Source organism: Stenotrophomonas sp. YJH_SMC_19 (genome assembly GCF_059367915.1).
The window spans coordinates 39,783-61,732 of record NZ_JCAFRI010000018.1; the positions used below are offsets into that span (position 1 = coordinate 39,783).

At 67.0% G+C, this 21,950-nt stretch carries 18 protein-coding genes; 7 read left to right on the plus strand and 11 right to left on the minus strand.

Annotation, left to right across the window (positions count from 1 at the left end):
* Positions 1–52: 52 nt before the first annotated feature.
* The 8 genes from AC5P5R_RS16815 to prpB all read right to left on the minus strand — a co-directional run bounded on the left by AC5P5R_RS16815 (position 53) and on the right by prpB (position 13,396).
* Entirely contained in the window at positions 53–4,960 is a 4,908-nt protein-coding gene (locus AC5P5R_RS16815) for an alpha-2-macroglobulin family protein (protein WP_164281632.1), read from the minus strand.
* A gap of 163 nt (positions 4,961–5,123) precedes the next feature.
* Entirely contained in the window at positions 5,124–6,584 is a 1,461-nt protein-coding gene (locus AC5P5R_RS16820) for a bifunctional 2-methylcitrate dehydratase/aconitate hydratase (protein ID WP_076739165.1), read from the minus strand.
* Positions 6,585–6,708: 124 nt separating this feature from the next.
* On the minus strand, positions 6,709–7,887 hold the full coding sequence (prpF, locus tag AC5P5R_RS16825) for a 2-methylaconitate cis-trans isomerase PrpF (RefSeq protein WP_076739164.1): 1,179 nt from the start codon (positions 7,885–7,887) through the stop codon (positions 6,709–6,711).
* 3 nt (positions 7,888–7,890) lie between these two features.
* Entirely contained in the window at positions 7,891–8,253 is a 363-nt protein-coding gene (locus AC5P5R_RS16830; RefSeq protein ID WP_100438337.1) for a type II toxin-antitoxin system RelE/ParE family toxin, read from the minus strand.
* A complete protein-coding gene (locus AC5P5R_RS16835; protein WP_005410653.1) occupies positions 8,250–8,492 on the minus strand; it encodes a type II toxin-antitoxin system ParD family antitoxin in 243 nt (80 codons plus the stop codon). The genes AC5P5R_RS16830 and AC5P5R_RS16835 overlap by 4 nt, the downstream gene beginning before the upstream one ends.
* Positions 8,493–8,592: 100 nt before the next feature.
* A complete protein-coding gene (gene acnD, locus AC5P5R_RS16840; RefSeq protein WP_076739162.1) occupies positions 8,593–11,211 on the minus strand; it encodes a Fe/S-dependent 2-methylisocitrate dehydratase AcnD in 2,619 nt (872 codons plus the stop codon).
* 97 nt (positions 11,212–11,308) lie between these two features.
* Positions 11,309–12,466 (minus strand): bifunctional 2-methylcitrate synthase/citrate synthase, encoded by a 1,158-nt coding sequence (prpC, locus tag AC5P5R_RS16845; RefSeq protein WP_005410655.1) that lies wholly within the window; start codon positions 12,464–12,466, stop codon positions 11,309–11,311.
* 36 nt (positions 12,467–12,502) lie between these two features.
* A complete protein-coding gene (prpB, locus tag AC5P5R_RS16850) occupies positions 12,503–13,396 on the minus strand; it encodes a methylisocitrate lyase (protein WP_010482769.1) in 894 nt (297 codons plus the stop codon).
* 154 nt (positions 13,397–13,550) lie between these two features.
* Here prpB and prpR point away from each other — a divergent pair, with 154 nt between their 5' ends.
* Positions 13,551–15,134, plus strand: coding sequence for a propionate catabolism operon regulatory protein PrpR (prpR, locus tag AC5P5R_RS16855; protein WP_076739161.1), 1,584 nt, complete (start codon positions 13,551–13,553; stop codon positions 15,132–15,134).
* A 55-nt stretch (positions 15,135–15,189) separates the two neighbouring features.
* On the opposite strand, the gene AC5P5R_RS16860 is transcribed toward prpR, so the two are convergent.
* Together AC5P5R_RS16860 and pdxH are read right to left on the minus strand one after the other, a co-directional pair.
* Positions 15,190–15,549: a YqfO family protein gene (locus AC5P5R_RS16860; protein ID WP_060380702.1), complete on the minus strand. Its 360-nt coding sequence runs from the start codon at positions 15,547–15,549 to the stop codon at positions 15,190–15,192.
* Positions 15,550–15,558: 9 nt separating this feature from the next.
* Positions 15,559–16,158, minus strand: a complete 600-nt coding sequence (gene pdxH, locus AC5P5R_RS16865; RefSeq protein ID WP_076739160.1) for a pyridoxamine 5'-phosphate oxidase — start codon at positions 16,156–16,158, stop codon at positions 15,559–15,561.
* A gap of 40 nt (positions 16,159–16,198) precedes the next feature.
* Between pdxH and AC5P5R_RS16870 the strand changes: the two genes are divergently transcribed.
* Positions 16,199–17,026, plus strand: coding sequence for a hypothetical protein (locus AC5P5R_RS16870; RefSeq protein ID WP_060380704.1), 828 nt, complete (start codon positions 16,199–16,201; stop codon positions 17,024–17,026).
* Between the two features lie 6 nt (positions 17,027–17,032).
* On the opposite strand, the gene AC5P5R_RS16875 is transcribed toward AC5P5R_RS16870, so the two are convergent.
* A complete protein-coding gene (locus AC5P5R_RS16875; RefSeq protein ID WP_005410663.1) occupies positions 17,033–17,236 on the minus strand; it encodes a dodecin family protein in 204 nt (67 codons plus the stop codon).
* 98 nt (positions 17,237–17,334) lie between these two features.
* Here AC5P5R_RS16875 and AC5P5R_RS16880 point away from each other — a divergent pair, with 98 nt between their 5' ends.
* The 5 genes from AC5P5R_RS16880 to mdtD all read left to right on the plus strand — a co-directional run bounded on the left by AC5P5R_RS16880 (position 17,335) and on the right by mdtD (position 21,938).
* Positions 17,335–17,877 (plus strand): shikimate kinase, encoded by a 543-nt coding sequence (locus AC5P5R_RS16880; protein WP_062607945.1) that lies wholly within the window; start codon positions 17,335–17,337, stop codon positions 17,875–17,877.
* The gene (gene aroB / locus AC5P5R_RS16885) at positions 17,874–18,986 is read left to right on the plus strand and encodes a 3-dehydroquinate synthase (protein WP_062607948.1); all 1,113 of its coding nucleotides are present in this window, start codon (positions 17,874–17,876) and stop codon (positions 18,984–18,986) included. The genes AC5P5R_RS16880 and aroB overlap by 4 nt, the downstream gene beginning before the upstream one ends.
* 101 nt (positions 18,987–19,087) lie before the next feature.
* Positions 19,088–19,327: a WGR domain-containing protein gene (locus AC5P5R_RS16890; RefSeq protein WP_005410666.1), complete on the plus strand. Its 240-nt coding sequence runs from the start codon at positions 19,088–19,090 to the stop codon at positions 19,325–19,327.
* Positions 19,328–19,353: 26 nt separating this feature from the next.
* Positions 19,354–20,436: a uroporphyrinogen decarboxylase gene (hemE, locus tag AC5P5R_RS16895; RefSeq protein WP_076739158.1), complete on the plus strand. Its 1,083-nt coding sequence runs from the start codon at positions 19,354–19,356 to the stop codon at positions 20,434–20,436.
* Between the two features lie 92 nt (positions 20,437–20,528).
* Positions 20,529–21,938 (plus strand): multidrug transporter subunit MdtD, encoded by a 1,410-nt coding sequence (gene mdtD / locus AC5P5R_RS16900; protein WP_010482759.1) that lies wholly within the window; start codon positions 20,529–20,531, stop codon positions 21,936–21,938.
* Positions 21,939–21,950 lie beyond the last annotated feature (12 nt).

Consider the following 21,950-nt stretch of genomic DNA (forward strand, 5'->3'; position numbering starts at 1 on the left):
CATTGGAGCTTGCCAGCTGGACGGGCCGCGCCGTCGCGGCCCGTCCGCGCGGTCACGGCTGTACCACCGTGATCGTGGTCGGGTTGCTGCGGCCGACGCCGCGCAGCTGCGGCCGGTACATGTCCTCCACCAGCGGCGGCGGCACCGAGTAGGTACCCGGGGTCACCGCGCGCACCAGGTAGAACACGTTGGCCTTGCTGCCACGCGAGAGCTTCAGCGCGGCCACGTAGCGGTCGTCGCGGAATTCCTCGTGCTTGGTATCGGCGGCTTCACCCCGGTCGCTGATGGTGATGCCATCGACCACCACGTCGGCCCAATGCTTGGCATCGCCCAGGTTGAAGTTCTCGATCTCCAGGCCGGCCGGCAGCAGGTCGGTCAGCAGTGCATCGGGCATCGTGGTGTCAGCGGTGACGGTGACGCGCACGATCAGGGCTTCGCCTTCCTTCAGCGGCCGCGGCGACCACGGCTTGCCATCGGTGCCGTAGTAGCTGCGCTCGACGCCCAGCACGCTGTTATCCGGTGCCGGCGCGCTGCGCGGGATACCGGCCACGTCGATGCTGGCGAACATCGGCGGCTGGCCCTGCGGGGTGAAGCGCACGCCGCTGGCGAGTTCATTTGCACTGAAGTTGCGGCCGAACAGCTTGCGTTCGCCGATGGCTTCGGTGTTGCCACCGATCACCAGTTCACCGGCCACCAGCGCCTTCTGGTTGGCAGCAAGCGCCTTGCCAAGGCGGGCAATCGCCACCTGTTCCTGCGTACTCAGCCACATCCAGCCGGCATTGCGGCGCGCATCCAGGCCGCGGCCGAGGTCAACCGCACGTGCATCCCAGGCCGGCTTGGCCAGCTTGTTTTCGTGGGTCAGCGCGATCATCAGCGCGTCATCACGGATCGCACTGCCGTAGTCGCCGAAGTACGACGGGCGTTCGCTGCTGGACTTGGCGAAGGCCGCCGCCAGCGCGGCCTGGCCGCGCTTGGCATCGCCCTGCAACGACAGCGCCACGCCCAGGTGGACCAGCGACAGGCCGCCGACCGCCTTGCTGCGCTCGTTGTCGTACAGCGTGCGCAGGGTACCCAGCGGCGCACGGTTGACCCTGGCCAGCACGTAGCCCGAGTACGCCTGGTTGGCGAACTTCAGCTTCTCGCGGTCGTCCTGGCCATAGAACTGGTTGCCACCGGACAACAGATCCTCGCTGAGGCGGTTGAGTGCCTTCTGCAGCACGTTGTCGGGCACGGCGAAGCCGGCGTCCTTGGCATCGAGCAGGAACTCGGTGATGTACGGGGTCAGCCACGGGTTCACGTAGCCGTCGTCACCCCACATCGAGAAGTTGCCATTGGCCACCTGCATCGACGCCAGGCGGCCAAACGCACCTTCCATGCGCTCGCGGCGGGTCTTGGCATCCAGCCCGTCGGCACCGAGCATCGACGATGTTGCCTGGTCCAGGATCAGCGCGGCGTAGCCCTTGCTGGTGGTCTGCTCGGCACAGCCATACGGGTAGTTCAATGCACCCTGCAGCGCACTGGCGAACGGGATCGGTGGCAGTGGGCTGACCAGCAGGCGCGCATTCACCGACTCGGCCATCAGGCCATCGGTCAGGCTGTTGTCGAGGCTGACCGCGGCCAACGGATCAAGCGTGCGCACCTGCGAACGCAGCACCTGCGGCCACGCCGCACGCACCGGCAGGTCGTAACGGCGATCGGCCTTGAAGCCGTTGCCGTCCACCCGCACCCGCACCTTGGCCACGCTGTGGCCCTCGCGTGCCGAAAGCGGGAAGCTCAACGTGGTCTTGGCGTCGGCATTCAACTGCACGCTGCGGCTGCCTTCGCCCAGGTTCAGCGGGCCCTCGCTTTCCACCTTCACGTTGAACTGGCCCGGCTTGCCGGTGAAGTTCTGCACATCCAGGGTCACGGTGCTGCGGTCGCCCGGAGCGAGCACGCGCGGCATGCTGGCTTCGGCGAGGATCGGCGCACGCACAACGGTTTCCACGTCGCGCTTGCCGTACTGGTCATCGCTGTAGACCAGTGCCGACACCCGCAGGGTACCGTTGAAGTCCGGCACCTTCAGGCGGATGCGGGCATTGCCCTTGGCATCCAGCTGCACCGGGCCGGAGAACAGGTCCACGGTCTGCACGCGCGCGGTCGGGCGCTTGGCCTGCGGCAACGCCTGCAGCGCCATGTCGCCACCGAACTTCAGCTTGCCGGCACCGCCGTCAAAGCTCTCGATCACCCGGCTGTAGATGTCGTAGGCATCAATGCCGAGACGACGCTGGGCGAAGAAGTGCGCACCGGCATCGGGCACCGGGAAGCGGGTGATGTTGAGGATGCCCACGTCCACCGCCGAGACCGTGACGTGCGCCATTTTGCCGGCCAGCTGCGGTGCGCTGACCGTCACCGGCAGGTCCTGTTCCGGTCGCATCTGCTTGGGCGCTGCCAGGCCGACGGCCACGGTGCGCCCCTTGCGGTCCATCGGTACGTGCACCACGCCCACCGCACGGGCCGGGGTGATCTTGCTCGGCGCACTGCCGCCGCGGAACACCAGCGCGGTGATGTAGACGTCGTGGCGCTCCCAGTCAGCGGTGACCGGAATCTTGAAGGTCGAACCCGGCTTGGCGTCGATGTCCTGCACGTACAGCATGCGGTCGGTCTCGACCATCAGGATGCCCTTGCCGGCGTGCGGCGGGGTCACCGTCACCTCAAGCGTGTCGCCTGCCTTGTAGCCGGTCTTGTCCAGGCCCAGCTTGATCTTGTCAGGGCGCGCGTCCAGGCCGCGGTTGTCATCACCCCAGCTCCAGCCGGCGCGGAACGGGTAACGGCTGGTCAGGCCGGTGGACGGGTCGAACACGTCCACCCGGTACTCACCCCACTCCACCGGGAAATCGAAGGCGACCGCACTGCTGCCGGCATCGACGGTGCGGGTTTCCTTGTTCTCGAAACGGCGAGTGAAATCGTAGTCCCAGCGGTTGTCGTTGAAGGTCCAGTGGTAGTCGCGCAGCTCGCGCACCAGAGTGATCTTCAGGCCCTTGGCCGGCTGCGGCGTACCAGCAGCATCCACGCGCATCAATTGGAAGCGCGCGTTGCCGTTGGAATCGGCACCGTCCTCCGGGTTGAACAGCGGGCGTACACCGACCAGGGCGTTGGCCGGCCACATCACCCGCTTCAGGGTACGGGTGACTGTGCGGCCACCGGTTTCATACAGGCTGCCGGACAGCACTACGGCAATCGGCGCCTTGGCCTTGGCTGCCTCTTCCGGCAACGCGACGTCCTCACGCAGCTGGCCGTTGCCCGGCAGCGTGGTATCGATCACGTCCTTGGCCTCGCGCGGCAGCTGCAGGGTCGGGTCACCGAAGAAATAGCCCGGCAGGCCGTCCACCGGCTTCTGCTCGGCGGCCACCGCCATACGTGCGGTGAAGCGGTTGCCATCGGCCGGCGCGCCATACAGATAGGCACCATTGGCCTGCAGGCGCAGGTCCTCACCCGGCTTCAGCGTCTTCTGCGCGCTGTCCAGGTCCAGCTTCATGCGTTCCGGCAGGAACTCCTCGATGCGCAGGGTCATGCCCTGGATCGCTTCCTTGCTGGCCGGGTCGGTGCGGAACTCGACCTGCCAGCGCCCGGTCGGCGCCTCGGCGGGAATGACCTGCTCGAAGTTGATGTAGCCCTGGTCGCCCGGCTGCAGGCGGGTCTCGCGGAAAGTCTTGCCGTCGGGCTGCTTCAGGCGCAGGAATACCGGCTGCGCCTTGACCGGCTTGCCGTCGTTGTCGCGCAGCAGGGCGGACAGGCGCACGGTCTCGCCCGGGCGGTACAGGTCGCGGCCGGACCAGGCGTAGACGTCGAACCAGGCATTGTCACGGCCGGCCACGGCGAATTCGCTCAGATCCAGCGCCGGCTGGTTGAACGGCAGGAAGCTGGTGTCCTTGCCGGTGCTGGCGACCAGCACGTGGGTGGCATCCAGGGTGTAGTTCAACAGCGCGTTGCCATTGCCATCGGTGCTGCCCTTCAGCACCACCTCGCCCTTGGCATCGAGCACGCGCAGGTCGATGCCCTTCAGCGGCGCGCCGTCCTTGAGGCCGGCGGTATGGACGAACAGCTTGTCCTTGTAGGCGCGGGTATGCAGGCCGATGTCGCTGACCGAGAAGAACGCGGTATCGAACTCGCCTTCGTAGTCACCGGTGCGCTTGAGCAGGGCGAAGTACAGGCCCGGCTCCTGCAGTTCCTTGATGTCCTGGGTCGGCAGGTAGGTCAGCACCCGCTCGTTCTTCTTGCCCCCCAGGATGAAGCGGTTGACGTAGACCGGCTCTGCCAGCTTGTTGATCGGGCTGCGCTCGTAGTCGCTGCTCAGCTCCCAGCTGCCACGGCGGCCGCCGCGCTGGTACTGGCTGAAGAAGGTCGGCAGGTCCTTCTCGCGCACGCGCAGGAACTCGACATCGACCTCCGGCACGTTCACCGAGACCACCGGCAGGCCGCGGCTGTCCTTGGCCGGCAGCACGCTGCCCTGCGAGGCGAAGCCGACCACCGGTTTCAGCTCGCCGCTGAACACCTTCTGTTTCAGCTCCTTGCCCAGGCGGCTGCCATCGGCGGCCAGCAGGTCCGGCGAGACCACCAGGCTGAACTCCTTGCCGGCCTCGACGAACGGGTAGCGCAGGGTCAGGCCGTCATCGGACAGCGTCCAGCTGCTGTCGTCGGTGCCGACCTTCTCTTCGAAGCGCACCAGCTTGTCGAAATCCTGGGTACCGACCAGCGGGCGCGAGAACTCCAGCGCCAGCGACAGGCCGTCATTCTTCTGGTCCGGGTAGGCACGCAGCAGGGTGAATTCCTTCACCTGCTCGGCCTTGGTGGTGATGGCTTCACCGCTGGCCTTGGGCAGCTGCCCGCTGTCATTGCGGCAGCCGGCCAGGCCCAGCAACAGGCCTCCTGCCAGTACCGCCGCCGCCCATCCCCACCGCTTCCGCCGTGCCGGACCGCTCATGTCGTCACTCCTTGATCGAGGCGGCCATTATAGGCAGGCCGCGTCAAGGTGTTGACGCGATTTCGGCAATTGCCCCAAGTGCGGGTAGTGCCGGCCGCTGGCCGGCAACCGGCATGGCAGGTTGGATGGAATTGCCGGCCAGCGGCCGGCACTACCGATCGCCCTAGCCCGGCAGGTACAGGTCCACGTAGTCGGTCACCGGCATTGCCGCCAGGGCCACCGGGTCCAGCGATGCGGCCAGGATGCGCTGCTGCTGGCTGGTCGGGAAGCGGTGGGCCAAGTGCCGGCGGAACTTGTCCATCAGCAGCGGAATGCCTTCCTCGCGACGGCGGGCATGGCCGAGCGGGTACTCCACCAGCACCTCGGGCAGCTCGGTGCCATCGGTGAAGCGCACGCTCAGGCCGTTGGCGATGCTGCGCTTGTCAGGGTCCAGGTAATCGGCGCTGAGCTGCGGGTCTTCATGGCAGGTCATCTTCGCGCGCAGCGCATCGATGCGCGGATCCGCCGCCACATCGTCCTCGTAGTCCTCTGCCACCAGCCGCCCATGCAGCAATGCGATGGCGACCATGTACTGCACGCAGTGGTCGCGGTCGGCCGGGTTATGCAGTGGGCCCTGCTTGTCGATGATGCGGATGCAGGCTTCCTGGGTCCGGATCGCGATGTGCGCGATGTCCTCGACCCGCCGCCCCATCGCACGCAACTGCTGGTGCAGCATGACCGCGGCCTCCACTGCGGTCTGGCCGTGGAACTCGGCCGGGTAGCTGATCTTGAACAGCACGTTCTCCATCACATAGCTGCCCAGCGGTCGCCCCAGCGTCAGTGCCTGACCGCGCATGGACACGGCCTCGAAGCCCCAGGTTGGCGCGCTGAGCACGCTGGGATAGCCCATCTCACCACTGGCCGCCATCAAGGCCAGGCGCACGCCACGGCTGGTCGCATCGCCGGCCGCCCAGCTCTTGCGCGAGCCGGTGTTGGGAGCGTGTCGGTAGGTGCGCAGCACTTGGCCATCGACCCAGGCCAGTGACAGCGCATTGAGCATGCGCTCGCGGTCCAGCCCGAGCAGTTGGGCGACCACGGCCGTGGTGGCCACCTTGACCAGCACCACGTGGTCCAGCCCCACCCGGTTGAAGGAGTTCTGCAGCGCCAGCACGCCCTGGATCTCGTGCGCCTTGATCATCGCCAGCAGCACGTCGTGCACGGTCGGCGGCGGGCGGCGCAGGGCCTGCGCGTTGCGCCCCAGCCAGTCGCAAACAGCCAAGATGCCGCCGAGATTGTCGGAAGGATGGCCCCATTCGGCAGCCAGCCAAGTGTCGTTGAAATCCAGCCAGCGCACCATTGCGCCGAGGTTGAAGGCGGCCTGCACCGGGTCCAGCACGTAGTGCGTGCCCGGCACGCGCGCGCCGTTGACCACGCTGATGCCCGGCACCAGTGGACCGAGCAGCTTGCTGCAGGCCGGGAAAGAAAGTGCCTCCAGTCCGCACCCAAGCGTATCGAGCAGGCAGTGGTGCGCGGTCTGGAACGCCAGCGGTGAGTCGATGCGTGCGTCGCGCACGTAATCGACGATGTCCACCAGCAGCGCATCCCACGCTGCACGCTCGTTGGATGGGGTGTGGCTGTCGGACATCGTCAATCTCCTTGTTGCGGTGCACGGTTGCTCGTGCACCATGCCAACCAAGGTTGGCATCTACCAAAGCAATCGATCTCTGCGGCTCGGTAGTCGCCAACCTTGGTTGGCGTTTACCAACGCATCACTCGACCGGTACCCGCACCTTGCCTTCCATCAATACGCGGGCGCTGCGGCTCATGATGGCCTTGGTCACCGTCCACTGGCCGTCAACGAGACCTGCCTGCGCACCCACGCGCAACGTGCCCGAGGGATGACCGAACGTCACCGCTTCGCGTTCGCCGCCACCGGCGGCGCGATTGACCAGCGTGCCCGGGATCGCCGCCGCAGTGCCGATCGCTACGGCGGCGGTACCCATCATCGCGTGGTGCAGCTTGCCCATCGACAACGCGCGCGCATGCAGGTCGATCGCCGAGGCCGGGATGGCCTTGCCACTGGACGACACGTAGTCCTGTGCCGGTGCCACGAAGGCCACCTTCGGCGTGTGCTGGCGGGTCGCCGCGTCTTCCAGGCTCTTGATCAGCCCCATGCGCAAGGCGCCGTAGGCGCGGATCTTCTCGAAGCGCTCCAGCGCTCCCTTGTCCTCGTTGATCGCCGGTTGCAGCTCGATACCGGTGTAGCCGAGGTCGGCGGCGTTGAGGAAGATGGTCGGGATGCCGGCGGTGATCATGGTCACCTCGAAGCTGCCCACGCCGGGCACGTCCAATGTATCGACCAGATTGCCGGTCGGGAACATCGCGCCCGCATCACCGTCATCGGACGGATCGATGAATTCCAGCTGGATCTCGGCCGCCGGGAAGGTCACGCCATCCAGCTCGAAATCGCCGGTCTCCTGCACTTCGCCATCGCGCATCGGCACGTGGGCGATGATGGTCCTGCCGATGTTGGCCTGCCAGATGCGTACGGTGCACAGGCCATCGCGCGGCACCCGGGCCGGATCGATCAGCCCATGGGCGATCGCAAACGGACCCACCGCGGTGCTGAGGTTGCCGCAATTGCCGCTCCAGTCGACGAAGGCGGTATCGATCGAGACCTGGCCGTACAGGTAGTCCACATCGTGGTCCGGCACCGAAGCGGTGGAGATGATCACGCATTTGCTGGTGCTGGACGTTGCACCGCCCATGCCATCGGTCTGCTTGCCATACGGATCGGGCGAGCCGATCACGCGCATCAGCAGCGCATCGCGTGCGGCGCCCGGCACCTGCGCGGCCTCGGGCAGGTCCTGCAGGCGGAAGAACACGCCCTTGCTGGTGCCACCGCGCATGTAGGTGGCGGGAATACGGAGTTGCGGGAGGAAGGTCATGGATCAGTATCCTGGATGCGACGAACCAATATCGGGGTTGAGCTTCTCGTCTTCGAACAGTGCTTCCATGCCCCGCGAAGCATTCCAGATGCGCACGATGGAAACGTGCGCAGGTAGCTCCACGTAGTAGATCAGGTAGCCGTTGAAGCGACGAACCGGATGAAAACGCAACGGCGCTGGCAGCGAGGGCAACAGACCCGCATGCAGTGCGGAACCAGCACCCGGGTGGGCCTCGATCAGCTTTACAACGGATTCCACCGCATCGATGAAGCCGATTTCCAGCACTTCTCCGCCCTGATCTGCATACCAGCCTGCTGCCTGGTCAAGATCTCGAACCGCTGCGGGGGACCAGTGCGAGGACTTCACTTGCGGTTCCGTGCACGCTCACGCAGCTTGTCAAAGTGATCCGGCGCCAGAGGCGCCGAAGGACCAGAGGCCAGCCCCTCGGCAATCAGCTGCTTGAGCAGTTCTTCGGCCTTGCTGCGCTGGCGCTGGCGGATCAGGTCACGCACATAGTCCGAGGTGCTGGAGTAGCCCCCTTCGCGCACTTCTTCGTCCACGAACTGCTTGAGCGGGTCGGTCAGCGAAATGTTCATGGTGGCCATGAAACTCTCCTTTGGCAGTTTTTGCCAAGCCAATGTGCGCCCTACCCTGGGGTCGGACAAGCCCGCCCCCGGCCTCCGGGGGCGGGCATTCAGCCAGCTATCACGCCACCTTGGCGCCTTCCAGGAAGTCCTGGGCGAAGCGCTGCAGCACGCCGCCGGCTTCGTAGATCGCTACTTCCTCGTCGCTGTCCAGGCGGCAGGTGACCGGCACCACCACGTCCTGGCCGTCGCGGCGGTGGATGACCAGGGTCAGCTCGGCACGCGGGGTACGCTCGCCGACCACGTCAAAGGTTTCGGTACCGTCGATCCCCAGAGTCAGGCGGGTGGTGCCCGGCTTGAACTCCAGCGGCAGCACGCCCATGCCGATCAGGTTGGTGCGGTGGATGCGCTCGAAGCCCTCGGCCACGATCGCCTCCACGCCGGCCAGGCGCACGCCCTTTGCGGCCCAGTCACGGGAGCTGCCCTGGCCGTAGTCGGCGCCGGCGATGATGATCAGCGGCTGCTTGCGCTGCATGTAGGTCTCGATCGCCTCCCACATGCGCATCACCTTGCCTTCCGGCTCCACGCGCGCCAGCGAACCCTGCTTCACGCTGCCGTCGTCATTGCGCACCATTTCGTTGAACAGCTTCGGATTGGCGAAGGTGGCGCGCTGCGCGGTCAGGTGGTCGCCGCGATGCGTGGCGTAGGAATTGAAGTCCTCTTCCGGCAGGCCCATCTTCGCCAGGTATTCGCCGGCGGCACTGGACGCCAGGATCGCGTTGGACGGCGACAGGTGGTCGGTGGTGATGTTGTCCGGCAGCACCGCCAGCGCGCGCATGCCTGCCAGCGTGCGCTCGCCGGCCAGTGCGCCCTCCCAGTACGGAGGACGACGGATGTAGGTGCTCTGCGGGCGCCAGTCGTACAGCGGGCTGACCGCGGTGCCGTGCTCCACGCGCACGTTGAACATCGGGTTGTAGACCTTGCGGAACTGCTCGGGCTTCACCGAGGCCTTCACCACCGCGTCGATCTCGGCATCGCTGGGCCAGATGTCCTTCAGGCGCACTTCGTTGCCGTCGGCATCCACGCCAAGCACGTCCTTCTCGATATCGAAGCGGACGGTGCCGGCGATGGCATAGGCGATCACCAGCGGCGGCGACGCCAGGAAGGCCTGCTTGGCGTACGGATGGATGCGGCCATCGAAGTTGCGGTTACCCGACAGCACAGCCGTGGAATACAGGTCACGGTCGATGATTTCCTGCTGGATCTCCGGATCCAGCGCACCACTCATGCCATTGCAGGTAGTGCAGGCGAAGGCGACGATGCCGAAGCCGAGCTGTTCCAGGTCCGGCAGCAGACCGGATTCTTCCAGGTACAGCTGGACGGCCTTGGAACCCGGCGCCAGCGACGACTTCACCCACGGCTTGCGCTGCAGGCCACGCGCGTTGGCGTTGCGCGCCAGCAGTGCGGCGGCGATCACGTTGCGCGGATTGGAGGTGTTGGTGCAGCTGGTGATGGCCGCGATGATCACCGCGCCATCGGGCATCAGGCCCTGCGCCTGCTCGGCCTTGCCCGCTTCCAGCTTGGCCTCGTCGGCGATGCCGCGCTCGGCCAGCTCGGCAGTGGCCACGCGCTTGTGCGGGTTGGACGGGCCAGCCATGTTGCGCACCACGCTGGACAGGTCGAAGCGCAGCACGCGCTCGTACTGCGCGGTCGCCAGATCGTCGGCCCACAGACCGGTGGTGCGTGCGTAGTTTTCCACCAGCGCTACCTGCGACTCCTCGCGCCCGGTCAGGCGCAGGTAATCGGTGGTCTGTGCGTCGATGTAGAACATCGCGGCGGTGGCCCCGTATTCGGGGCACATGTTGGAGATGGTGGCACGGTCACCGATGGTCAGTGCCGCGGCACCCTCGCCGAAGAATTCAAGCCACGCGCCGACCACGCGTTCCTTGCGCAGGAACTCGGTCAGCGCCAGCACCACGTCGGTGGCGGTGATGCCCGGCTGCGGGCGGCCAGTCAGTTCGACACCGACGGTATCGGGCAGGCGCATCCACGACGCGCGGCCCAGCATCACGTTCTCCGCTTCCAGACCACCCACACCAATGGCGATCACACCCAGCGCATCCACGTGCGGGGTGTGGCTGTCGGTGCCCACGCAGGTATCCGGGAAGGCCACGCCGTCCTGCACGTAGATCACCGGAGACATCTTCTCCAGGTTGATCTGGTGCATGATGCCGTTGCCCGGCGGAATCACATCCACGTTCTGGAATGCCTGCTTGGTCCAGTCGATGAAGTGGAAACGGTCTTCATTGCGACGATCTTCGATCGCGCGGTTCTTCTCGAACGCCTGCGGATCGAAACCACCGCACTCCACCGCCAGCGAGTGATCGACGATCAGCTGCACCGGCACAACCGGGTTGACCTTGGCCGGGTCGCCACCCTTATCGGCGATCGCATCACGCAGGCCGGCCAGGTCCACCAGCGCGGTCTGGCCGAGGATGTCGTGGCAGACCACGCGCGCCGGGAACCACGGGAAATCGAGGTCGCGACGGCGCTCGATCAGCTGCTTCAGCGAATCGCCGAGCGTGGCCGGATCGCAGCGACGCACCAGGTTCTCGGCCAGCACGCGCGAGGTGTACGGCAGGGTGGCGTAGGCGCCGGGCTGGATCGCATCGACAGCGGCACGCGCGTCGAAATAATCCAGCGCGCTGCCGGGGAGGTTCTTGCGGTAATCGGTATTCATGGGCTGGCGGAGTACTTGGGGCGGGCCGGGTGCCGGCGGTGCGGCGGCGAAAGCACCCGGCCGGCACGCGGCCGGCCGGATGGGTACGGCAGGTGGATCAGACGCGCTTGTCGATGGCGACGAAGTCGCGGTCTTCCGGACCGATGTAGTTGGCGCTCGGGCGGATGATCTTGCCGTCGATACGCTGCTCGACGATGTGCGCGCTCCAGCCGGCGGTGCGGGCGATCACGAACAGGGGAGTGAACATCGCGGTCGGCACGCCCATCATGTGGTAGCTGACAGCGCTGAACCAGTCCAGGTTCGGGAACATCTTCTTGATGTCCCACATCACCGATTCCAGGCGCTCGGCGATGTTGTACATCTTCATGCTCGACTGCTCTTCGGACAGCTCGCGGGCCACGTCCTTGATCACCTTGTTGCGCGGATCAGAGACGGTGTAGACCGGGTGGCCGAAACCGATCACCACTTCCTTGCGCTCGACGCGGGCCTTGATGTCTTCCTCGGCCTCATCGGGACTGTCGTAGCGCTTCTGCACTTCGAACGCCACTTCGTTGGCGCCGCCGTGCTTCGGACCGCGCAGCGCGCCGATGCCACCGCAGATCGCGCTGTACATGTCGCTGCCGGTGCCGGCGATGACGCGGCAGGTGAACGTCGAGGCGTTGAACTCGTGCTCCGCGTACAGGATCAGCGAGGTGTGCATCGCCTTCACCCACGATTCCTGCGGCTTCTCGCCGTGCAGCAGGTGCAGGAAGTGGCCGCCGATCGAGTCATCGTCGGTTTCCACGTCGATGGCACGGCCGTTGTGGCTCCAGTGGTACCAGTACAGCAGCATCGAACCGAGGCAGGCCATCAGCTTGTCGGCGATGTCACGCGCGCCCGGATGGTTGTGGTCGTCCTTCTCCGGCGCCACGCAGCCGAGCACGGACACGCCGGTACGCATCACGTCCATCGGGTGTGCCGACGGCGGAAGCTCTTCCAGCGCCGCCTTCACCGCAGCAGGAATGCCACGCAGCGACTTCAGTTTGGCCTTGTACGAAACCAGCTCGGCGCGGGTCGGCAGCTTGCCGTGCACCAGCAGGTAGGCGATTTCCTCGAACTCGCTGGTGTTGGCCAGGTCCAGGATGTCGTAGCCGCGGTAGTGCAGGTCGTTGCCGCTGCGGCCCACGCTGCACAGCGCGGTGTTGCCGGCGGCGGTGCCGGACAGGGCGACGGACTTCTTCGGCTTGAAGGTCGGGGTTGCGGTCGTATCGTTCATGTTTCCCTCCGAAAACTTGATGGTGCAGGGTACTGCTTATTTCTTGGCGGCGAACAGTGCATCGAGCTGCTGCTCGAAGGCGTGGTAGCCGATGCGGTCGTAGAGTTCTTCGCGGGTCTGCATGGTCTCCACCACATTGCGCTGGTGGCCATCGCGGCGCACCGCCTGGTAGACGTTCTCGGCGGCCTTGTTGGCGGCGCGGAAGGCCGACAGCGGGAACAGCTGGATCGCAACGCCGGCAGAAGCCAGTTCATCGCGGCTGAACAGCGGGGTGGCGCCGAACTCGGTGATGTTCGCCAGCACCGGCACCTTCACCGCGTCGACGAAGCGGCGATAGGTGTCCAGGTCGTAGGCCGCCTCGGCGAAGATGCCGTCGGCACCGGCCTCGACACAGGCGATGGCGCGCTCGATGGCCTTGTCCACGCCGTCCACCTGGATGGCGTCGGTACGCGCGATCAGGAAGAAGTCCGGATCGGTCTTGGCATCGGCAGCCGCCTTCACGCGGTCGACCATTTCACCCTGCGAGACGATTTCCTTGCCCGGGCGGTGACCGCAGCGCTTGGCGCCGACCTGGTCTTCGATGTGGCAGGCGGCCGCGCCGGCCTTGATCAGCGACTTCACGGTGCGCGCGATGTTGAACGCGCTCGGGCCGAAGCCGGTGTCGATGTCGACCATCAACGGCAGGTCGCAGACATCAGTGATGCGGCGCACGTCCACCAGCACGTCTTCCAGAGTGTTGATGCCCAGGTCCGGCAGGCCCAGCGAGCCCGCGGCAACACCGCCGCCGGACAGGTATATGGCGCGGAAGCCGGCGCGCTTGGCCAGCAGGGCGTGGTTGGCGTTGATCGCGCCGATCACCTGCAGCGGCGATTCGGCAGCCAGCGCCTCACGGAAGCGGGCACCGGCGGAGAAAGGAGTGGAAGCGGTCATGCGGCAATCCAGGTTGAAGTACGGGATAGAGAGCGCAAACACCATGCCAAGCTGCAAGCCATTGATTTCACGGGAATGACGCCCACGCAACAGTGAAACATATGAAACATTGAAACAGATGTATCATGAAACATCCCGTCCAACGCGCGCCGCCATGTACCTGCCCCGCTCGCCCTTGCGCCACGCCGATGCCGACCCCAGTCGGCCGGTGATCTGGACCGTCAGCGTCTCGCGGCTGACCGGTCTTCTCGGCGACGTCATTCCCGAGTTCGATCGCCGCGCGCGTATCGAGCAGATCAACCTCGGCTTCGAGGAAGCGGTGGACGTGATCGGCCAACGTCTGCGTCGCGAGCACTGCGACGTGGTCATCGCCGGCGGCTCCAACGCGGCCTGGCTGCGCAGCCGGCTGGAGCTGCCGCTGGTGCCGATCCAGGCCAACGGCTTCGACCTGATGGAAGCCTTGGCGCGCGCACGGCGGATCGCCGGCCGTATCGGCCTGGTCACCCACGCCAGCGACGTGCCGGTGTTCAGCAACTTCCAGCAGAGTTTCGGCCTGGACATCGAACACCGCCGCTTCGTCACCCGCGAGGACGCCCGCGACTGCATCGCCGACCTGCGCGCCAACGGCATCGAGGTGATCGTCGGCACCGGCATGGCCATCGACCACGCCGAACAGGCCGGCCTGCCCGGCGTGCTGCTGTACTCGGCAGATTCGGTACGGCAAGCGTTCGAGCACGCGTTGGAACTGACCCAGACCCTGGCCCGCTCCGGCGGCAGCCGGCCCGCGCCGCGCCGCCGTGCCGCACCGCGCAGCGATGCCCACGACCTGCTCGGCGACAGCGAGGCCATGGCACAGGTGCGCGCACAGATCGCGCTGTACGCCCCGCATGACAGCACCGTACTGGTCACCGGCGAAACCGGCACCGGCAAGGAACTGGTGGCGCGCCAGCTGCACGCCGCCAGCGGACGCCGTGGCCGCTTCGTGGCACTGAACTGTGGCGCGATCAGCGAATCGCTGCTGGAAGCGGAGCTGTTCGGCTACAGCGATGGCGCCTTCACCGGCGCACGCCGTGGCGGCCGCGTCGGCCTGGTTGAGGCCGCTGACGGCGGCACCCTGTTCCTGGATGAAATCGGCGAGTTGCCGCTGCCGCTGCAGACCCGCCTGCTGCGCGTGCTGGAAGAACGCGAAGTGCTGCGCGTGGGCGCCACCGAACCGACCCCGGTCGACCTGCGCGTGGTGGCCGCCACCCTGCAATCGCTGGAGCAGCGCGCGGCGACCGGCAGCTTCCGCCGCGATCTCTACTACCGGCTGGCGGCGCTGCGCATCACCCTGCCCGCGCTGCGCGCGCGACGTGGTGACATCCCGTTGCTGGCACAGCACTTCTTCCGCCAGCTGCGCGGCATCGACGCGCCACTGGGTGAGGATGCACGGGCGGTGCTGACCGCCGCAAGTTGGCCAGGCAACGTGCGCGAACTGCGCAATCTGGTGGATCGCCTGCGCATCCACTGGCAGCCGGCTGAAGGGCTGATTGATGCCACGCGACTGCTGCAGCTGGCACCCGAGCTGGTGAATGAGGGCGTCGCGGCGTTGCCGGTGGACAACAACGGCAAGCGGCCGCCGCGTCCACAGCTTGAAGCACTGCTGCAGGAACATCGCAATGACCGCGAGGGCATGGCGCAGGCGCTGGGGGTATCCCGCACCACCCTGTGGCGCTGGTTGCGCGCTGAAGGCCTGTAGAAGTCGAGCTTGCTCGACTGCTTGTGCGGAAACATCAGTCGAGCATGGCTCGACTCTACAACGGCAGCCCGTCCGCCAACAGCAGCTCGATCTCCTCCACCTGCACCACCGGCACCTGCCACGGGTGATGCGGCGCGATGCCCTGTTCAAAGATGCGCTGCAGCCGCTGCGGATCGCGTGGCAGGCAGAATTCCAGGCGCACGCTGTCGACCACTTCGGTGTGGCCCGCCTCACCCTGCACGGGCGACGCACCCGCGTGCGGCCGGAACTGCTCGAATCCTGGCGCCGACCACCACATGCCATGCTCGTAGTCGCCGGCCGCCAGCGCGTCCACTGCCAGGATGCCCTGCTTCACCTCGTCCAGTGCCGCAGTCGGCACGAACACCACCACGCGGTACAGCGGCAGGCGTTGCATCGGGCGGCCTTACGGGTACAGCAGGCGCTTGCTCCAGCGCCCCTCTGCACCGGCTTCATAGCACCAGCGCTCGTGCAGGCGGAACTGCGCGCCGTACCAGAACTCGATGCGGTCCGGCACCACGCGCAGCCCGCTCCAGCCTTCCGGGCGCGGCACGTCCTTGCCTTCGAAGCGGGCTTCGATCTCGGCCACGCGTGCATCGAATTCCTCGCGCGTCGCCAGCGTCTTCGACTGCTGCGAGGCCCACGCGCCAATCTGGCTCATGCGCGGGCGGCTGGCGAAATAGGCATCGGCTTCGGCATCGGCGACCTGCTCGACACGGCCTTCAATGCGCACCTGGATACCGGCCTCGCGCAGGCTGCGCCACAGGAACAACAGCGCGGCCTGCGGATTGGCCTGCAGCTCCCGGCCCTTATGGCTGTCCAGGTGGGTGTAGAACACGAAACCACGCTCATCGAACGCCTTCAGCAGCACGGTACGTGCCGAGGGACGCCCGTCCGTATCGGCGGTGGCCACGGTCATCGCGTTCGGCTCGACCTCGCGGCTCTGCTTGGCCTCTTCGAACAGGCCGGCAAACGTGGACAGGGCTTCGGCGTACAGGTCGCTCATGATTGCGTTCTTCTCACACGGATTGGGCTATTGTGGCTGCATGGCCGCTGCTGCGTATATGCCCCAGGTGAAAGGATTCCCCGAAACATTGGCCGAACAGGTGCTGGACGATGCACTGGGCAACGCTGCAGCGGTTCCAGTATTGGCGATCAGCGGCCTGCAGGGGAGCGGCAAATCGACGCTGGCCGCGCAGGTGGTGGCGCGCGCCCAGTCGCGCGGCCTGAACGCCGCCACGCTGTCCATCGATGACGTCTACCTGACCCGCGCACAGCGGCAGCGGCTGGCCCGCCAGGTGCACCCGCTGCTGATCACCCGAGGCCCGCCGGGCACCCATGACCTGCCGTTGGCCCATGCAGTGCTGGACGCCGTGGCCACACGCCAGCCCTTCGCGATGCCGCGCTTCGACAAGCTGGCCGATGAACGCCTGCCCGAAGCGCACTGGCCGCGCCTGCAGCAACCGCTGGACCTGCTGGTCTTCGAAGGCTGGTTCCTGGGCACCCCCGCGCAGGATGACGACGCGCTGGACAGCCCGTTGAACGCACTGGAGCGCGAAGCCGACGCCGATGGTCGCTGGCGGCGCTGGTGCAACCAGGCGCTGGCCCGCGACTACCCGGCGCTGTGGCAGCGCTGCGACCGCCTGTGGTTCCTGCAGCCGCCGGATTTCTCGGTGGTACCGCGCTGGCGCTGGCAGCAGGAGCAGAACCTGCAGGCCGCGCAGCCGGGCCGGCACGGCATGAGCCGGCCACAGCTGGAGCGCTTCGTGCAGTACTACGAGCGGGTCAGCCGCCAGGCGCTGCATGCCCTGCCCGCCCTGGCCGACCACGTGGTGGTGCTGGACGGCCAGCGACAGGTGCAGGACGTGCGCTGAGCGCGCCTATTCCACCAGGAAGGTCACCCGCAGGTTGACCCGCCATTCGGTGATTTCGCCGCTGCCATTGGTCACCACCTTGGTCTCGTTCACCCAGGCGCCCTGGATGCCCTTGACCGTCTCGGAGACCTTCTTCAGACCGCTGCGCACGGCGTCCTCCACGCTCTTCGGCGAGGAGGCGGTGATTTCGATGACCTTCGCGACCGTCATGGCCTGTACTCCGGTTGGCGCGGGAAACCCCGCAGGAACGCCTACCCTGACGTGAAGGACGTAAAGGCCAGGGCACGGAGGTGTTAGCATCACAGGGCATGAATCCTGCTCCGAACCTGATCCTGATCGGCCCGATGGGCGCCGGCAAAACCTGCATCGGCCGCCGCCTGGCCGAGCGCTTCACGCTGGACTTCGTCGATGTCGACCAGGCCATCGTCGATGCCGCCGGCGCCAGCATCCCGACCATTTTCGAGCACTCCGGCGAAGCCGGCTTCCGCAGCCATGAACGCGAGGCGCTTGCCCGCGTGCTGGAGGGTCGCGGCCAGCTGGTCTCCACCGGTGGCGGCGCGGTGCTGGATCCTGGCAACCGCGCGTTGATCGCCCAGCGCGGCTTCGTGGTCTACCTGCGGGTCAGCGTGACCGCGCAGCTGGAGCGCCTGGCCCGCGACAAAGGCAGGCCGCTGCTGCAGCGCCCGGACCGTGAGCAGGTGCTGCACGATCTGGCCGCGCACCGCGACCCGCTGTACCGCGAACTGGCCGACATCACCCTTGATACCGACCCGTACACCGCTGCCGACGCGACCGCCCACCTGGTGGTCAAGCTGGCCACGCAATGGCAGCGCCAGGACCTGACCCTATGACTTCCCCCGCCTTGCTGCAGGTCGCCGTCGGCGGCGACCGCCCTTACCCCATCACCATCGGCGCCGGTGCGCAGGCAGACGGCACCGCGCTGGCCTCGCATGTGCGTGGCCGCCACGTGCTTTTGCTCAGCGACAGCGAAGTGGCCCCGCGCTATCTGGATGCCGTGAAGCAGACCCTTCTGACCGCACGCCCCGACCTGATCGTCGGCGAGCATGTGCTGGCCGCGGGCGAGGCCTCCAAGACGCTGGCCGAATTCGGCCGTGCCATCGAAGCCCTGGCCGCGCTCGGCGCCACCCGCGACGCCTGCGTGTTCGCCCTCGGCGGCGGCGTGGTCGGTGATCTCGCCGGCTTCGCCGCGGCCTGCTGGATGCGCGGCGTGGACTGCGTGCAGCTGCCGACCACCCTGTTGGCGATGGTCGATTCGTCGGTGGGCGGCAAGACGGCGGTCGACATCCCGGCCGGCAAGAACCTGGTCGGCGCGTTCCATCCGCCGCGCGCGGTGATCGCCGATACCCGTGTGCTGGCCACCCTGCCGCCGCGCGAGCTGCGTGCCGGCCTGGCCGAAGTGGTGAAGTACGGCGCGCTGGGTGATGCCGTGTTCTTCGAATGGCTGCAGCAGCATGCCGATGCGCTGCTGGCCGGCGAGGATGCGGTACTGGCCGAAGCCATCGCGCGCAGCTGCCGGCACAAGGCTGCCATCGTCGAGCGTGATCCGTTCGAGAAGGGCGAGCGCGCCCTGCTCAACCTCGGCCATACCTTCGGCCATGCCATCGAGACCGAGCAGGGCTACTCGGCCCCGGGCCGCGATGCACTGAACCACGGCGAAGCGGTCGCGGTGGGCATGGTACTGGCCGCGAAGCTGTCCACTCACCTGGGCCTGGCCGACGATGCCGATCGCGCACGCCTGCAGGCGCTGCTGGAACGGCTCGGCCTGCCGGTGTCGATCCCGGCCGGGCTGGACCCGCAGGCCCTGCTCGGCCGCATGCGGCTGGACAAGAAGAATGTGGCCGGCCGCCTGCGCCTGGTGCTGTGGCGCGGCATGGGCCGCGCCGAAGTGGTGCCGGACGTGGATGAGGCGGCGGTGCTGAAGGTGCTGTCGGCCCGGTAGTGCCGGCCGCTGGCCGGCAACGTCAGCAACGAGGAAGCCGGCCAGCGGCCGGCACGACCGCGTTGCGGCCGGGGTCACCCTGGCCCCGCTACAATCGGCCCATGCACGTCTACCTGCAACATCCCGACGCCGGTGCGCAGGCACCGCGCTTCCTGCGCCTGAGCCTGCAGCCGGACCTGTTCGGCGGCTGGGAGCTGCTGCGCGAGAGCGGCCGCGTCGGCAACCGCTCGCAGCTGCGGCGCGAGCTGTTCCTGCAGGCTGACGAAGCCCGTCATGCCTTCGAGAAGGCCCGCGATGCCGAACTGCATCGCGGCTTCCAGATCCTCTCGCACGGCGACTGACGCCGCTGCCAACTTTCGTCCAAGGAATGCCCATCGTGACCAGCCCTCTCCGCAACGATCGCCTGCTGCGCGCCCTGCGCCGCGAACCGGTGGACTGCACCCCCGTCTGGCTGATGCGCCAGGCCGGCCGCTACCTGCCGGAGTACCGCGCAACCCGGGCCAAGGCCGGCAGCTTCCTGGCCATGGCCAAGAACCCGGAGATCGCCTGCGAAGTCACGCTGCAGCCGCTGCGCCGATTCCCGCTGGACGCAGCCATCCTGTTCTCGGACATCCTCACCATTCCCGATGCGATGGGCCTGGAGCTCTACTTTGTTGAAGGCGAAGGCCCGAAGTTCCGTCATCCGGTGCGTGACGAAGCGGCCATCGCCCGGCTGGCGGTACCGGACATGGAACAGGACCTGGGCTATGTGATGGACGCGGTACGCCTGATCCGTCGGGAGCTGGACGGCCAGGTACCGTTGATCGGTTTCTCCGGCAGCCCCTGGACACTGGCCTGCTACATGGTGGAAGGCGGCGGCAGCAAGGATTTCGCGCGCATCAAGGCAATGGCGCTGAACCATCCGCAGGCCCTGCACCGCCTGCTGGAGGTCACCACCGACGCGGTGATTGCGTACCTGGGCGCGCAGCGCGCGGCCGGTGCGCAGGCGCTGCAGGTGTTCGACACCTGGGGCGGCGTGCTGTCGCCGGCCATGTACCGCGAGTTCTCGCTGCGCTACCTGCAGCGCATCGCCGAGGGCCTGGAGCGCGGCGAAGGCAGCGAGCGCACGCCGCTGATCCTGTTCGGCAAGGGTACCGGCCTGCACCTGGAAGCGCTGTCGCAGACCGGCGCCGATGCACTGGGCCTGGACTGGACGCTGGACCTGGACGAGGCGATGCGCCGCACCGGTGGCCGCGTCGCGCTGCAGGGCAACCTCGACCCGACCACGCTGTACGCCTCGCCGGATGCGATCGCCGCAGCCGCAGCGCGGGTGCTCGACACCTACGCCGCCGGCAATGCCGGTTCGCGCGAGGGCCACGTGTTCAACCTCGGCCACGGCATGTCGCCGGACATGGACCCGGCCCACGTGCAGGTGCTGGTCGACGCGGTGCACGCGCACAGCCAGCGCTGAGCATTCGGCATACGGTTGCGGCGCGATGTTGATCGCGCCGTGACCCACAGTGCGCGATCATGGCATCCCCCACGCTGCACCGGCCGCACCCCATGTCCACATCGCCATCGACCTACAACCGCCAGCGCCCCCTGCTGTGGCTGGTGTCCTTGGCGATCTTCATGCAGATGCTGGACTCGACCATCGTCAACACGGCATTGCCGGCGATGGCGGCCAGCCTGGGCGAAAGCCCGCTGCAGATGCAGTCGGTGGTGTTCAGCTACGCGCTGGCGGTGGCCACCTTCATTCCCGCCTCGGGCTGGATCGCTGACCGCTACGGCACCCGTCGCACCTTCCTGGTGGCGATCATTCTGTTCACCCTCGGCTCGCTGGCCTGCGCGCTGGCCCAGCACCTGCACCAGCTGGTCGGTGCGCGCGTGCTGCAGGGCATCGGCGGTGCCATGCTGCTGCCGGTCGGCCGGCTGGCAGTGATGCGATCAGTGCCGCGCGAGGATTTCCTGCGCGCGATGAGCTTCATTGCCATCCCGGCCCTGGTCGGCCCGCTGATCGGCCCCACGCTGGGCGGCTGGCTGGTGGAGATCGCCTCGTGGCACTGGGTGTTCCTGATCAACCTGCCGATCGGCGTGATCGGATTCATCGCCGCGATGAAGATCATGCCCGACCACTACGCCAGCCATCGCACCCGTTTCGACCTGCGTGGCTACATCATGCTGGCCTTCGCGATGGTGGTGCTGTCACTGGCGCTGGACGGCATCTCCGGACTGGGCACGCCACACGCGCTGGTGATGCTGATGACCGTTGCAGGGCTGGCGGCGCTGGTGGGTTACTGGCTGCACGCCGCCAATTCGACGGCGCCGTTGTTCTCGCTGGCGCTGTTCCGCGTACCCAGCTACCGCATCGGCATTCTCGGCAATCTTTTCTCGCGCATCGGCAGCAGCGCCATGCCGATGCTGATCCCGTTGCTGCTGCAGGTCGGCCTGGGCCTGGGCCCGATGAACGCCGGCCTGATGATGGTGCCGGTGGCAGCCGCCGGCATGGTCTCAAAGAAACTGGCGGTGAAGCTGGTGGAGCGCTACGGCTACCGCCGCGTGCTGATGGTCAACACCGTGCTGGTGGGCCTGGCGATGGCCAGCTTCATCCTGATGACACCCGGCCAGCACCTGGCCTGGCGCCTATTGCAGCTTGCGTTCTTCGGCGCGGTCAATTCGCTGCAGTTCACCGTGATGAACACCGTGACCCTGCGCGATCTGGACCGTGAGTTCGCCAGTTCCGGCAACAGCCTGCTGTCGATGGTGATGATGCTCGCCGCCGGCTTTGGTGCTGCTGCGGCCGGCAGCCTGCTGGCCGCGTTCGGCAACCACCTGGACAGCAACAGCGCCACCGCCGCGCTGCATGCCACGTTCCTGTGCGTGGGCGCGATCACCCTGACCTCTACGATGATCTTCTGGCAGCTGCCCGATACCAAGCCGGAGCCACGGCAGGTCGAGCACGTTGCGGAGTGAGGGTGGTTCGGC